At 71.9% G+C, this 13459-nt stretch carries 13 protein-coding genes; 5 read left to right on the top strand and 8 right to left on the bottom strand.

From position 1 onward, the window contains the following. Positions 1 to 41 precede the first annotated feature (41 nt). Positions 42 to 1544, top strand: a complete 1503-nt coding sequence (locus ABZ027_RS20205) for a hypothetical protein (protein WP_356770115.1) — start codon at positions 42 to 44, stop codon at positions 1542 to 1544. On the opposite strand, the gene ABZ027_RS20200 is transcribed toward ABZ027_RS20205, so the two are convergent. The 5 genes from ABZ027_RS20200 to ABZ027_RS20180 form a co-directional block, all read right to left on the bottom strand. Then, a complete protein-coding gene (locus tag ABZ027_RS20200) occupies positions 1532 to 2221 on the bottom strand; it encodes a helix-turn-helix domain-containing protein (RefSeq protein WP_356770113.1) in 690 nt (229 codons plus the stop codon). The two genes, ABZ027_RS20205 and ABZ027_RS20200, sit on opposite strands and share 13 nt — an antisense overlap. Positions 2222 to 2411: 190 nt before the next feature. Beyond that, on the bottom strand, positions 2412 to 3104 hold the full coding sequence (locus tag ABZ027_RS20195) for an HAD-IA family hydrolase (RefSeq protein ID WP_356770111.1): 693 nt from the start codon (positions 3102 to 3104) through the stop codon (positions 2412 to 2414). A 22-nt stretch (positions 3105 to 3126) separates the two neighbouring features. Continuing rightward, entirely contained in the window at positions 3127 to 3828 is a 702-nt protein-coding gene (locus tag ABZ027_RS20190) for a phosphatase PAP2 family protein (protein ID WP_356770109.1), read from the bottom strand. A 162-nt stretch (positions 3829 to 3990) separates the two neighbouring features. Next, complete coding sequence (locus ABZ027_RS20185; protein WP_356770107.1) at positions 3991 to 4923, bottom strand: M56 family metallopeptidase; 933 nt, start codon at positions 4921 to 4923, stop codon at positions 3991 to 3993. Positions 4924 to 5017: 94 nt separating this feature from the next. Then, the gene (locus ABZ027_RS20180; RefSeq protein WP_356770105.1) at positions 5018 to 5557 is read right to left on the bottom strand and encodes a DUF5134 domain-containing protein; all 540 of its coding nucleotides are present in this window, start codon (positions 5555 to 5557) and stop codon (positions 5018 to 5020) included. A 158-nt stretch (positions 5558 to 5715) separates the two neighbouring features. Between ABZ027_RS20180 and ABZ027_RS20175 the strand changes: the two genes are divergently transcribed. From ABZ027_RS20175 to ABZ027_RS20165, 3 genes are all read left to right on the top strand, one after another. After that, on the top strand, positions 5716 to 7392 hold the full coding sequence (locus ABZ027_RS20175; protein WP_356770103.1) for an FUSC family protein: 1677 nt from the start codon (positions 5716 to 5718) through the stop codon (positions 7390 to 7392). Continuing rightward, positions 7389 to 7937, top strand: a complete 549-nt coding sequence (locus ABZ027_RS20170) for a MarR family transcriptional regulator (RefSeq protein ID WP_356770101.1) — start codon at positions 7389 to 7391, stop codon at positions 7935 to 7937. Before ABZ027_RS20175 ends, ABZ027_RS20170 begins: the two co-directional genes overlap by 4 nt. Positions 7938 to 8123: 186 nt before the next feature. After that, positions 8124 to 10694 carry a cellulosome protein gene (locus ABZ027_RS20165; protein WP_356770300.1) on the top strand — a complete coding sequence of 857 codons (2571 nt, stop codon included), beginning with the start codon at positions 8124 to 8126 and terminating at the stop codon, positions 10692 to 10694. 66 nt (positions 10695 to 10760) lie between these two features. Here ABZ027_RS20165 and ABZ027_RS20160 read toward each other — a convergent pair whose 3' ends face one another. Then, the gene (locus ABZ027_RS20160) at positions 10761 to 11522 is read right to left on the bottom strand and encodes a VOC family protein (RefSeq protein ID WP_356770099.1); all 762 of its coding nucleotides are present in this window, start codon (positions 11520 to 11522) and stop codon (positions 10761 to 10763) included. 124 nt (positions 11523 to 11646) lie between these two features. After that, complete coding sequence (locus ABZ027_RS20155) at positions 11647 to 12039, bottom strand: VOC family protein (RefSeq protein WP_356770097.1); 393 nt, start codon at positions 12037 to 12039, stop codon at positions 11647 to 11649. An 82-nt stretch (positions 12040 to 12121) separates the two neighbouring features. Between ABZ027_RS20155 and ABZ027_RS20150 the strand changes: the two genes are divergently transcribed. Beyond that, the gene (locus ABZ027_RS20150) at positions 12122 to 12661 is read left to right on the top strand and encodes a GNAT family N-acetyltransferase (protein ID WP_356770298.1); all 540 of its coding nucleotides are present in this window, start codon (positions 12122 to 12124) and stop codon (positions 12659 to 12661) included. A gap of 23 nt (positions 12662 to 12684) precedes the next feature. Here ABZ027_RS20150 and ABZ027_RS20145 read toward each other — a convergent pair whose 3' ends face one another. Next, a complete protein-coding gene (locus ABZ027_RS20145) occupies positions 12685 to 13368 on the bottom strand; it encodes a glycerophosphodiester phosphodiesterase family protein (protein WP_356770095.1) in 684 nt (227 codons plus the stop codon). Between the last annotated feature and the right edge of the window lie 91 nt (positions 13369 to 13459).

The following is a 13459-nucleotide window of genomic DNA, read 5'->3' as shown; positions in this document are numbered from 1 at the left end:
GTGCGTGAACCGTTCACACCGAACGGATCAAGGAGGGAACAGTGATCCTGTTAAGCAATGCCCGAACGCGGCACAGACGCCTGGGAGTTGTGACGGCGGCCGCCGGCCTGCTGGCCGCGCTTCTGACGGCGGTCCCGGCGGCGGCGACCCCCGACCCCGGGGACGCGCCCGCCAAGAGCAAGGAGGTGTCCAAGAGCGTCGAGGCCGAGGTCCGGGCGGCGATCGCTCAGGACGAGATACCGGCCCCGGACCAGATCGTCCACTCCGCCAACATCAAGCACCTCACCAACGTCCCCAAGGACGTTCTGCCCGGCACCAATTCGGACCTCGCCTTCCAGGGCAAGTACGCCTTCGCCGGCAACTACGACGGCTTCCGCATCTTCGACATCAGCAACCCGAAGGCGCCGAGAACCGTCTCCCAGGTCCTGTGCCCCGGCTCGCAGAACGACATCACCGTCTCCGGCAACCTGCTGTTCCTGTCCACGGACTCCTCGCGCAGCGACAGCAGTTGCAACAGCACCACTCAGCCCGCCACCGAGAAGTCGTCGTGGGAGGGCATGAAGGTCTTCGACATCAGCGACAAGACCAACCCGAAGTATGTCGCGGCCGTCGAGACCGCCTGCGGCTCGCACACCCACACGCTGGTGCCGGAGCGCAAGAACGTCTACGTCTACGTCTCCTCGTACTCGCCGAGCGCCACCTACCCCGACTGCCAGCCGCCGCACGACGGCATCTCGGTCATCAAGGTGCCGCGCAAGGCCCCCGAGAAGGCGGCGGTCGTGAACTTCCCGGTCCTCTTCCCCGGTGAGGGCCCGGACGGCGGCGGCAACCCCGGGGCACCCACCAACCCGGGTGTCTCCAAGACCACCGGCTGCCACGACATCACCGTGCTGCCCTCGAAGGACCTGGCGGCCGGCGCCTGCATGGGCGACGGCATCCTGTTCTCCATCAAGGACCCCGAGCGGCCGAAGGTCATCGACCGCGTGCAGGACAACGTGAACTTCGCGTTCTGGCACTCGGCGACCTTCAACCAGAAGGCCGACAAGGTCGTCTTCACCGACGAGCTGGGCGGCGGCGGCGCGGCCACCTGCAACGCGGCGATCGGACCGAACCGCGGTGCCGACGGCATCTACGACATCGTGGGCCGGGGTGACCACCGCAAGCTGGTCTTCCGCAGCTACTTCAAGATCCCGCGCCACCAGGCCGACACCGAGAACTGCGTGGCCCACAACGGCTCGCTGATCCCGGTCAAGGGCAAGGACCTCATGGTCCAGGCGTGGTACCAGGGCGGCGTCTCCGTCTGGGACTTCACCAACTCCTCGAAGCCCAAGGAGATCGCGTACTTCGAGCGCGGCCCGCTGACCACCGACGCGCTCACGGTGGGCGGGGCCTGGTCGGCGTACTACTACAACGGCTACATCTACTCCAACGACATCGCCAAGGGCTTTGACGTGCTGAAGCTCGACGACCGGCGCACCGACCCGGCGAAGCGGGTCCGGCTGGGCGAGCTCAACGTCCAGACGCAGCCGGACTACTTCGACTGACCGTCCCGGTCGCGTTCCGGCGCGGCCCCGGTCGCGAAGAATCTCGACAGATCCGTGTCACCGGTCCCGTCGGACGCCGTGCTGGTGTCCGGCGGGACCCCCTGCTCCCAGTCGATCCGGTAGCGCTTGAACAACTCGGCCCGCAGCACCGGCACGGGCATCGGCGCGCCGGGCAGCAACGCCGCGTAGACCGCGCCCATCAGCAGCGCACGCAGCATCGGGTAGTCGGCGTCGACGTCCCGCGAGCCGTCGCGGGCCACGGTGTCGCGCAGCAGCTCGGCCAGGCGTCGCTGCTCCGGGCACGGCACGAAGCCCTCGGCCTGCAGCAGCCCGGCCATGTGCTGGCGCATCAACAGGGGCCGGTCGCGGGCCAGTCCCAGGATCGCGTCGATGGCCCGGGCCATCCGCTCCCGGCCGTCCGGGGTGCGCGGTTCGCGCTCCAGCGCCTCCTCCAGCGTGCGGTGCATCAGCCGGTGCACGGCGGACTGCACCAGCGTGCGCTTGCCGGGGAAGTAGTACGACACCAGCCCGCGCGCGGAGCCGGCCCGGTCCGCGATGTCGCCGAGCGTCGTCGCCTCGTACCCGCGCTCGCTCACCAGCTCGACCGCCGCCTGAAGCAGCCGCTCCCGGGAACGCCGCCGCAATTCTTCATTGACCGAGGCGCTGCGCGGGGACATGGTGAAACTCCTGCGTTGACTGGCTGCCAGCCAACTATACTCAGTACGTCCGGGCCGGCCCTGTGTGGGCGCGGTCGGGGCTGCCGTCTGCCCTGGGCGACGCGGGGGATCGTCCAGGGTGGGCGAGCATCTCGCCCCAGTGGTGGCCTTGGGCTACTTTCCCCGGAGTTGGTTGAGCAGCGGGCGGGGGTCAGGCGACCAGGTCGAGTACCGGCCGCAGTCCGTCCGGTCGTTGCGTCACCGGCAGATGGTCCACGAAGTGCACCCCGCAGCCCAGCGCCGTCGCGCCGCCGTCCGCGCGCCGGTCGTCGCCGACCATCAGGACGTCGCGGGGATCGGCGTCGAGTGCCGCGCAGGCGGTCGCGAACAGCCGCGCGTCGGGTTTCTGGATGCCGTGCTCGTACGACAGCACGTAGCTGTCGATGTACGGGTCCAGCCCGTGCGCGCGGAACACCGGCCGCAGATCCCAGCCGATGTTGCTGACCACGCCCACCCTCGTCCCGCGCTCGCGCAGCGTGCGCAGCACCTCGGCGGCGTCGGGATACGGGGCCCAGGCGGCCGGGGTCATGTGCCGCTCGTACAGCGCGTCGTGCAACGCGGGGTCGGGCAGCGGCACTTGGCGGGACAGGCCGGTGTACGCGGCCCGGTGCAGTTCGGCGCTCTCGTCGCGGACCGCCCAGAGGGGTGCGAGCTCGTCGGGGACCGGACGTATCGCGGAAGTCCCGCCCGGCAGCGCACCGACGCTCTCCAACTCCTGCGCCACCCGCAGCAACTCGGGCTCGGGAAGGTCGATCTCGGTCTGCGTCAGGATCGCTCGCAGCCACGATTCGCCGGACTCGATACGGAAGAGGGTCCCTGAGAAGTCGAACAACACGGCAGCCATGGGGAGATCCTACGAGGCGTCCCTACGAGGCCGCAGTTCCCACCGACGCTGTGCCCGGCCGCCATCGCTGGTGGGCCAGGACCGCCAGGGCCACGATCAGCGCTCCCAGGAGCCAGCCGCCGATCACGTCCGTGGACCAGTGGACGCCGAGCCAGATCCGGGTCACGCCGACCCCGACGACGGAGACCACGGAGAGGGTCAGCGCCGTGCTCCACAGGGCGCGGCCCGCGCCGTGGCGGTGCAGCAGCCACAGGAACAGACCGCAGACGACGGTGGCGGTCATGGCGTGGCCCGAAGGGAAGGCCGCGTAGTGCGCCGTGTCGACGGGGTCGGGCCAGACGGGCCGCGCCCGGCCGACCGCGGTCTTGAGCGCCTGCTGCACCAGGGTGCCCAGCGCGCAGGTGGCGGCCAGCCACCCGGCCGTCCACCAGTCCGCGTGCCGCCACACCAGCCACACCACGACGACCGCGCACAGCAGACGCATCGTCCACGGATCCCAGATCCAGTCCGTCAGGATGCGGAACGCGTGGGTGACACCGCGGTCGTCCACCGCCCAGCGGTGCGTGGTGCGGGCGATGTCCTCATCGAGTGTGATCAGCGGCGGCCACTCCACCGCGACCAGCACGAGGAGCAGCGTGGAGCACAGCGCGAGGACGCCGGCAGCGCGGGCCGCGGTGCGGTGCGCCGACGGGCGGGGCGGGGACTCGACGGGCGGTGTGTGCATGATGCGATCCTCGCCGACCTGTGGGGCGTGAGGCCAATTCCGGGCGCGACCGAGCCGGCGTCGAGGCGCCCTCAGGACGAGAACACCGTGTCTTGGGGGCTCGGACGGTCCGGGTGACGCGTCCTGTCGGTGCTCACGCGGTCCGGGCGACGCGTCCGTCGGTCATCCCAGCGCGCGCAGCCCCGGCACGAACGCCACCAGCACCGGGACGACCGGAACCAGCGCGGCGGCCGCGGTCAGCCGCAGTCGGCGGGCCGCGGTGAACCGGTTCGGGGGAGCCAGCAGGCGTCGCACCCGCTGCGGCAGATGGGCGTGCGGGGCCGGAGCGGGGCCGAACACGCCCCGGTCCTCGTTGAGTTCGACCAGGGCGAGCGCGGTGGTCAGCCGGCCGAAGCGGCGGGACGCCATGTCGTCGGCGGCGAGTTCGACCAGTCGGTGCATCTCGTCGCGGAACGCGGCGAACACCCGAACCTGCGGAAACCCGCCGGCCAGGGCGGCCGAGCAGTGCAGCAGCCAGTCGTGCCGGGCCTGGGCGTGCCCCTCCTCGTGTGCGGCGAGAGCGTCCAGCTGCCGCCCCTTCAGGCGGCGCAACGCGGCCGTGGTCACGACGAGCCGCGGTCTCGCACCCGGCAGCCACCACGCGTCGGGCCGCTCGCCCTCCAGCACCACGAGCCGATTGCCGGGCTCCTCACCGGGCAGCAGCGGGGCCCTGACAAGAAGCGCCTCCCGCCGCAGTCGGCGTCCGACACGCGCGCGGACCACCTCACGCACCAGCATCGCCGCACTCCACATCCCGCCACAGGCCAGTGCCACCGCGGTGGTCGCGGCCCACGGACCGGCCGTGGTGAGCGGGTAGGCCTCGACGACGGTGTTCGGCGCGGGCGCGAACACCTGGCCGCGGACCGCCTGCCAGGCCACCGCCGCGCTGAGCGTCATCGACAGCGCGCAGCACACCAGGACGGCCGCCACCACGCACTGCCACACCCACAGGGCGAGGACCGGTTCGTGGTCCGCCCAGTCGGCCCGGGCCAGCAGCCGGGGAGCGACGACGGCGGTCAGGGCACCGAGCAGCAACAGTGCCGCGGGGAGCATCATGGCAGCAGCCTATGAGCGCGACACCGCTCACAGGTACGGTCTCCGGGGCCGAAGTGACGCAGGCAACGGTACGTACAGAGGACCGAGCGGGACCTCAGAGCGTCAGCAGCATCGCCACCATCGAGATCCCCATCGACAGCCGGCACGCCCGCACCAGCTCCGGCCGGTCCCCCCACGCCACCGCCTCACCCCCGCCGCCGACCGGAACCAGCCGTGCACCGGACAGCAGGACGTACCCCGCGAAGTAGAGCAGCAGCACGCCCGTCACCAGCGGTACCCCGGCGCCGCCGTGGCCGCCGTGCTGCCCGGGGGAGGCGGCCATGACCGCGGCCATGTAGACCATGGCCAGGGCCCCCACGAGGTGGTGCAGGTGGTGGGCGCCGGTGCGCGCCGACCACAGGGCGTGCAGCGCGGCCGCGCCGAAGACGACGGCATAGGCGGGCCAGGCCCATGACGGCGGGGTGAACACCGCCCCCGGTACGGCCATCGCGGCCATGCCGAAACCCATCAGCGCCTCGCCCCCCGCGGCCCGGCGCTGCTCCTCGACGCCGCTGCGCATCCGCCTGAGGCAGTACGCCCCGGTCGCCGCGCACAGCACCACCAGCAGCCAACCGGGCGAAGCCGGTCCGTGCACGCCCACCACCCCGCTCGACGGTGCCCGACGGTCGGTCAAGGAATGCCCCGGCCCCGCGGTGCGCAAGCGAGCGCAAGGGTGTACACGGGGAGCGTCTGACGGAGCACAGCAGGTCAGCGGATATTTTTACAAGTAAAACACCTGTTAAACTTCTGCTCATGAGCCGCCCGACCCCCGCCCCCGAGGCCCCGCGCGCCCGACGTCTTCCGCTGGCCGGCGTGCTGCGCCTCGGCCGGCCCTCCGACATCTGGTTCAAGCCCGCCCTGAGCGTGGTCGTCGCGGTCGCCCCGCCCAATCTGATCCTGCTCGCGCTCGGCCGGCTCGACCTGGCGATGTACACCATGGCCGGGTCCCTGTGCGCGCTGTACGCCCACAACCGCCCCTACGCCGCCCGGTCCCGCGCCCTGGCCTGGGTCGTGCTCGGCATGCTCGGCGGTCTCGCCGCCGCCCTGGTCGCGGCCTCGCTCACCGGCAGCGCCGTCGTCCTGGTGACCGTCGGCGCCGTCCTGGCCGCCGTACAGAAGACGCTCTGCGACGCCACCCGGGTAGGGCCGCCCGGCAACGTGGTGCTCACCTTCATCAGTTCCGCCGCGCTGTTCGCTCCGCAGACCCTCGGCCAGATTCCGGGACACCTGGCGCTGGCCGCGGGGACGGGCGTGTGGGCCTGGCTCGTCGGCATGGCGCCCGGGCTGCTGCGCCCGCACGGTCCCGAGCGCCGCGCCACCGCACACGCCCTGGACGCCACGGCCGTCCACGCCGCCACCCGCGGTGTCGGCGACCGCCACGCGACGACCCGCGCCGCCGCGGCCGCCGCCGTGCAGGCCGCCTGGCAGAGCCTGCTGTCCGCCGGCGGCCGCACCGCGACCCGGCACGCCCTCGAACGGCTCCTCGTCCGCGCCGAGGTCGCCCTCGCCGCCCCCGCCGACGCGGACCCGCGGCGGCTGCGCGCCTGGGCCCGCCACCTGCGCGGCACCGGACCGGTCCCACAGGTGGGCGAACGGCCCGCCGAGACCGCCGAACTCCTCGGCGTCGACGCCGAACTCGCCGCCCCCACCCGCCCCTGGTGGACCCGCCTCGGCCCGCTGGCCCCGCTCGCCCTGCGCACCGCCCTCGGCTGCGCCCTCGCCGGTTACGCCTCCCTCGCCCTCGGTGTCGGCCGCCCCTACTGGGCCCTGGTCACGGCCGCCTCGCTGTACCAGGCCAACCTCACCCTCACCTGGAACCGGGGAGTGCAGCGGGTGGTCGGCAACCTCGTCGGGGTCCTCCTCTTCGCCGCGGTGGCTCCGCTGGCCCACCTCGGCCCGGCGGCGCTGGTCCTGTGCTGCCTCGCCTTCAACTTCTCGGCGGAGGCGCTGATGAGCCGCAACTACTGGCTCGGCAGCGTCTGCGTGACCCCGATGGCGCTGCTCATCACCGAGTTCGCCGGCTACCAGCAGCCCGGACAGCTGATCGTCGAGCGGGCCGTGGACACCCTCGTCGGAGCCCTGGTCGGCCTAGCCGCCGCCGTCGCCGTCACCAACCGTCGCGCGGGCGACCGCGTCGGGCACGCGCTGACCGGCGTCGAGCGTGCCCGCGAACACGCCGCTCGGCTCCTGGCCGAGCCGCATCCCGCCCCGGGGGCCCTCGAAGCCGCCCGGCGCCGCCTCGCCGCCGCCCTGCTGGAATTGCGCGGCACGGTCGAGGCCGCGTCCGGCGAGTGGTGGCAGCGTGCCCTGCCGCACGAGAGGGTCGTGCACGCCGAACGATCGGGACACCGTACGCTCGCGGCGACGGTTCGGCGCCAGGGGCTGCACCTGGACCGGCACACGGACACGACGGAGGGCGTACGGCCATGACGGCGACCGGTGGAGGGCCGATGACGGCACAGGACCCGACCAGGGGCGACACGGTCGCCGCGGTCGTGCGGCAGTGGCAGGCCGTCCACCCTGACCTCGACACCGGTCCCATGGAGATCATCGGACGCGTCAACCGCTGCGCCGCCCTCCTCCAACAGGCCGAGGACGCCCCGCTGCGCCGGGCCGGCCTCAGCCGCCCCGAGTTCGACCTGCTGGGCGCGCTGCGTCGCACCGGCCACGAGCTCACCCCCGGTGAACTGGCTCGCGAGACCTTCTCCTCGGGCGCCGCCGTCACCAAGCGGCTCAAGGCCCTGACCGAGCGCGGCCTGGTCGAGCGGCGCGGCGACACCCGCGACCGCCGCGTCGCCCACGTCCGCCTCACGGACGCCGGACGCGATCTGGTCGACGGCATCCTCCCCGAACAGCTCGCCTACGAGACATCGGTACTGTCCGGAATCGACCCGGCACACCGGGACGAACTGTCCGCGCTGCTCGCCGGGTTGCTGAGCCGGCTGGAGGGCCGCCTCGGAGTGCCGCGCCCCTGAGGCCTCTCGGGTGCCGACCCGCTCCGCACGTTTTGAAGCCGGCGTGCCATTGACGCGGCAGACGCGTCCTTCTTACGTTCGACCAGGCCGGTTCGGATCATCGACTGGCGTACGACATGCCGGACGAAGGATGATGCCGTGACAACCGAAGACCCCGCAGCCCCTGTTTCTGATCGACTCACCGTCATCCCTGATCGGATCCCCGGCATTCCCGACCGGCTCACCGTCGACCTCGCAGCCGAGACGGGCCCCTTCCACGGCGGCGCGAGCGGCACGCTCTACGGCCTGTACGGCGACGGAGTGCCCAGTCGCCAGGTCGTCGAGGGCATGTACGTCCGCACGGTCACCACCAAGGCCCAGGACGGCATCCAGCACCCGGGCGCCGACGCGCTGGAGATCCTCCCGTCCTTCGTCGCGGCGGGCGGCCGGGACGTGTACGTCTACCTGCCCGACCACTACCGCGGCTTCCCCTACGAGTGGCCCGGTGCCACCGGCGAGGAGCGGCTGGCCGGATTCCTGGAGGTCGTCCGCCGTCAGGTCGAGCATGTCCTGACCCTCGGCGCGTACCGGTCCCACGTCGTGTACGTGCCGTTCAACGAGCCCGAGGGCAACATGTTCGGCGAGGGGGAGTGGAGCTACGACCGGACGTCCTGGCGCACCGACCCGCGGCACTACTTCGCGGCCTGGCAGCAGGCGTACCACCTCATCAAGAGCCTCGACCCAAAGGCGCGGATCGCCGGTCCCAACACCAGCATCCTGTACCCCGAGGTCAGAGACTTCCTCGAGTTCGCCAAGGCACAGGACGTGCTGCCCGACGTGATCACCTGGCACGAGCTGTCCTCGCCGGCCGAGGTCCGCACGAACGTCGCCAAGTACCGTGCGCTCGAAAGGGAGTTGGGCATCGGCCCGCTACCGGTCAACCTCAACGAGTACGCGCACAACTACCACGTGTCCGTGCCCGGCCAGATGGTGCAGTGGATCTCCGCGATCGAGGAGTCGAAGGTCGACGCCGACCTGGCCTACTGGAACATCGCGGGCAACCTCAACGACTCGGCCGTCGAGGCGGGCAAGGGCAACGGCCAGTGGTGGCTGTTCAACGCCTACGGGCAGCTGACCGGCAACACGGTCCACGTCACCGCCCCGCATCCCAACGTGCAGTACACGCTGCAGGGCCTGGCCGCCCTGGACCGGGCCAAGCGGCAGGCCCGGGTGCTGTTCGGGGGCGCGGACGGCGCGGCCGACATCGTCTTCGAGGGCGTCGACCCCGACCTCTTCGGGACGGCCGTGCGCCTGCGGCTCCAGGAGATACCGTGGACGGGCCAGGTGGGCGTCTGCGCCCAGCCGTCACGGCTGCGGGACGAGGAACTGCCCGTCGTGGACGGCCGGGTGACCGTGACCGTGTCCGACCTCGACGCGATGTCCGCCTACCAGGTCATCCTGGCGCCCGGCGGCAACGGCGCCCCGATCGCGCCGCCCCCCGCCGTCCGACGGCGGACGTACGAGGCCGAGGACGCCACCTACACGGGCGGCGGCTACTCCCGCAACGGACCCGAGGGATCCCCGGCCGACGTCGACCGGTTCGCCACCTCCGGCGGCTATCACGTGGGCGGCCTGCGCACCGGATCCGACGGAGTGCTCGCCTTCGACGTCGAGGTCCCGCGCGACGGCACCTACGAGCTCCGGGTGTTCGCCAACTCCTACAACCAGGCCGAGCTGGTGCGCGAGCAGGGGCCCACCAACGTCTTCCTGCGGGTGGACGGCGAGAACCCGCGCGAACTGCTGCTGCCGCTCGGCTACAAGTGGGCGGTGTGGGGGCACACCGACACCCGGGTCGAGCTGACCGCGGGCAGCCACCGCGTCACCCTCGCGGCGTGGGACCCCGAACTCGGTACCACCCAGGGGGACGCCGTCATCGACAAGCTGGACCTCGTGCGGTGCGACGACGACCCCACCGCGCTGTACGAGGCCGAGTACGCCGCACTCGGGGACGGGGCGGCCGTCAGCTACGCGCACCGCGGAGCCTCGGGGCCGGGCGCCGCCGTGCTCCCCAGAGGGGGCACCGTCACCTTCTGGGTGCACGCGGACGACGACGGCGAGGCGAGCGTCACCGTCGACGTACTCGGCCCCGGAGAGGGACTGCTGAGCGTCAACGGAGAGGACGTCGGACGCGTCGAGCGGGGAGCCGTCCCGCTCTTCCTCACCGGAGGCGTCAACAAGCTCACGGTCACCGGGAGTTCGGAGCGCATGGTGGTGGACCGGCTGCGCGTCGGCCCGTCGCGCGGTCTGCTGCATAGCGCCGCGTACCCGGCCGAGGAAGGCCTGCTGACCGGCACGGCGAAGGTGGCCGGATACACGTACGCCACCGGCGGCAAGGCGGTCGACGGGATCGGCGCGGGCCCCGGCAACGCCCTCACGCTCACCGTGTCGGCACAGCGGGCCGGACGCCACGCTCTGACCCTCCGTTACGCCAACGGCGAGCAGGCTCCCGCCACCCACTACAACCCGGACCCGGTCTGCCGCCACGCGGACGTCTCCGTCAACGGGGCCGCCCCGCACCGGGTCCTGTTCCCCACGACCTTCCACTTCAACAACTTCTGGAACCTCTCGGTCCCCGTCACCCTGGAGCCGGGTGCCAACACGATCACCCTCACCGCCGACGAACTCCCCAACTTCGACGGCCGGACACACAACCCGCACGGCCAGCGCTCCGCCCACGCCCCCGTCATCGACCGGGTGACGGTGACGCGGCTGTTCTGATCCCTGGTCCGGGACCCACCACCCCGGCGGACCCCGGTCATGGGGCGACCACCCCTGACCTCCCTCTCAGCCGTCCGTCGGGTGGTACACCCCGAACATCGCGCCCCGCGGGTCCCGCAGCACGGCGATGCGGCGGACGGCGCCGAGGGAGCGGGGTTCCATGAGGACGGTGCCGCCCGCCGAGGTCGTGGCACTCGCGGTGGTGTCCACGTCGCCGACGGCGAAGTACGGCAGCCAGTGCGGTGGCACCTCGGGCGGGAACGTGTCGTCCATCGTCACCATGCCGCCGAAGTCCTCGCCGTCGAGGCCCCACTGCGTGTAGTGCTCCGAGGCGTTGACGCTCCAGCCGAACACCGTGGTGTAGAAGGCCTTGGCCCGCTCGGGGGCCCGGGTCAGCAGCTCCACCCAGCCCAGGGAACCAGGCGCGTTGAACAGCCCGGCGCCCGGGAACGAGCGGGCCTGCCACAGCTGGAAGGCCGCTCCGGTCGGATCGAGGGCCACCGCGAAGCGGCCCACGTCGAACACGTCCATCGGGCCGACCAGGACCGTGCCGCCCGCCCCGGTCACCTCCCGGGCCGTGGCGTCGGCGTCCCGCACGGCGAACGACACGTTCCAGGCGACCGGCTGCGACTCCTGGTACAGCGGAGTCAGCGCGGCGACCGCCGCGTCGCCCTGGTGCGCGATGGTGTAGCCGCCCGCCTCCTGACGCGGATCCGTCTCGGCGCGCCAGCCGAACAGCTCCGTGTAGAAGCGCTTAGCCGCCTCCATGTCGTCGGTGCCCAGTTCGGTCCAGCAGGGTCCGCCGATCACCGGTTCGTCGAGCTTCATGGCGTTCCTTCCGAGAGCCCCGAGACGGCGGGGGGAAGCCCCTCTCTGCACGCTATGCCTCGGTGTCGATCCCGGCCATCCGTGTGCGCGGCAACGCGCGAAGATCCCCTGTGAACCGGTGGCCTCAGATTCCGGGCCGGTAGCGCAGCGGATGGTCCGCCGGCACCTCCACCAGCACGATCCGTGTCCCGTCCGGATCCGCGATCCACATCTCGACCAGCCCCCACGGCTCCGTCACCGGGGGCCGCACGATCTCGACGCCCCTGCCCCGCAGCTCCTGGTGAGCCGCGGCCACGTCCGCGACCTGGAGCCACAACCGCACCGCCGGCGACGGCGGCACCTCGGAGCGCCCGGACACTTCCAGGAACCCACCGCCGAGGAAGTAGACGGTGCCGCGCTCCGGCCCTTCGCCGAACTCGCGGTAGACGGCGAGCCCCAACTGCTCGCCGTAGAAGACACGGGACCGTTCCGGATCAGTGGGCCGCAGCAACGTGCGGCCGCTCAGTACATGCACCATGCACCAGGAGCCTAGTGGCACCCGCCGCGTACCCTCATCGATGCCCGTGCCCTACCGTGCCGACGAACCGGAGATCCGAGCCATGGAGACCCCTGCCCCCGAACTCAGCTTCCGTGACGCCACCGACGCCGACGTGGACGCCCTGGTGGCGTTGATCGAGTCGGCGTACCGCGGGGACTCCAGCCGTGCCGGGTGGACCACCGAGGCGGACATCCTCCAAGGGCAGCGGACCGACCCGCAGGGTGTGCTGGAGGTCATCAAGGCGGCCGACAGCCGGCTGCTCACGGTCGAGCGCGAGGGCCGCATCGTCGCCTGCTGCCAGCTCGAACACCGCGGCGACCACGCCTACTTCGGGATGTTCGCGGTCAGTCCCGCCGCGCAGGGCGGCGGCCTCGGCAAGGTGATCATCGCGGAGGCGGAGCGGCAGGCCCGCGAAGTCTGGGGCGCCACCGAGATGCACATGACCGTGATCTCCGTACGCGACGACCTCATCGCCTGGTACGAGCGCCGCGGCTACCGCCGTACGGGAAGGATGACCCCCTTCCCGTACGGCGACGAGCGCTTCGGCGTTCCGCAACGCGACGACCTGCAGTTCGAGCTGCTGATCAAGGAGCTCGCATGATCGTCACGGGGGCCCGCTGACCGTCACGCCGTGAAGCGGCCGGTGCGCCTGATCTCCGGATAGTCGGTGGTCGCGCCGTCCAGCTCCAGGGCCCGGACCAGCCGTAGCTGCTCCTGCGTGTTCACCACCCAGCCGATGATCCTCAGGTCCGCCTTGCGCGCGTTCTCCACGATTTCCAGGGTGAGACGGCGGATGTTGAGGCAGACCGTCGCGGCCCCGGCCTCGACCGCGCGCTCCACGATGTCGGTGCCGTAACGGCTGCCGATCAGCGCGGTGCGTACTCCGGGCAGCAGCCGGGCGATCTCGGCGATCGCCTCGTCGTGGAACGAGGACACCTCCACCCGGCCGGTCAGATCCCGCCGGTCCATGACCTCGGCGAGCGCGCGGGCCGCCGCCAGGTCCTTGATCTCGGCCTGCAGCGGCAGCCGTACGGCGTCCAGCACCTCCTCGAACACCGGGATCCGCTCGCCGAGCCCGGCGTCCAGCGCGCGCAGCTCGCCCAGGGTCTGCTCGGCGATCGGGCCGGTCCCGTCGGTCGTACGGTCCACGTCGGCGTCGTGCATGACGACGAGGGCGTCGTCCTTGCTCAGATGCAGATCCAGTTCGATGACGTCGAGGCCGGCCTGTTCGGCGGCGACGAAGGACCGCAGGGTGTTCTCGGGCTCGACACCCATGACTCCCCGGTGCCCGATGGTGAGGAAGTTCAACGTTCGACTCGCTTCCGTCGACTGCGGCTCGGCAACTCCGCGCAGACCGGGGCGGACGGCTGCGCGGGCAGATTCGCAGCCTATCGGCCCC

This window comes from Streptomyces sp. NPDC006332 (assembly GCF_040612855.1).
Taxonomy (GTDB): Bacteria; Actinomycetota; Actinomycetes; order Streptomycetales; family Streptomycetaceae; genus Streptomyces.
The sequence above is the reverse complement of the archived record's forward strand: the minus strand, read 5'-3'. Positions and strand labels throughout refer to the sequence as shown.

Coding starts and splice junctions, on each gene's coding strand:
- ABZ027_RS20200 (WP_356770113.1), bottom strand. CDS start 2,221: ATGTCCCCGCGCAGCGCCTCGGTCAATGAAGAATTGCGGCGGCGTTCC.
- ABZ027_RS20195 (WP_356770111.1), bottom strand. CDS start 3,104: ATGGCTGCCGTGTTGTTCGACTTCTCAGGGACCCTCTTCCGTATCGAG.
- ABZ027_RS20190 (WP_356770109.1), bottom strand. CDS start 3,828: ATGCACACACCGCCCGTCGAGTCCCCGCCCCGCCCGTCGGCGCACCGC.
- ABZ027_RS20185 (WP_356770107.1), bottom strand. CDS start 4,923: ATGATGCTCCCCGCGGCACTGTTGCTGCTCGGTGCCCTGACCGCCGTC.
- ABZ027_RS20175 (WP_356770103.1), top strand. CDS start 5,716: ATGAGCCGCCCGACCCCCGCCCCCGAGGCCCCGCGCGCCCGACGTCTT.
- ABZ027_RS20170 (WP_356770101.1), top strand. CDS start 7,389: ATGACGGCGACCGGTGGAGGGCCGATGACGGCACAGGACCCGACCAGG.
- ABZ027_RS20160 (WP_356770099.1), bottom strand. CDS start 11,522: ATGAAGCTCGACGAACCGGTGATCGGCGGACCCTGCTGGACCGAACTG.
- ABZ027_RS20155 (WP_356770097.1), bottom strand. CDS start 12,039: ATGGTGCATGTACTGAGCGGCCGCACGTTGCTGCGGCCCACTGATCCG.
- ABZ027_RS20150 (WP_356770298.1), top strand. CDS start 12,122: ATGGAGACCCCTGCCCCCGAACTCAGCTTCCGTGACGCCACCGACGCC.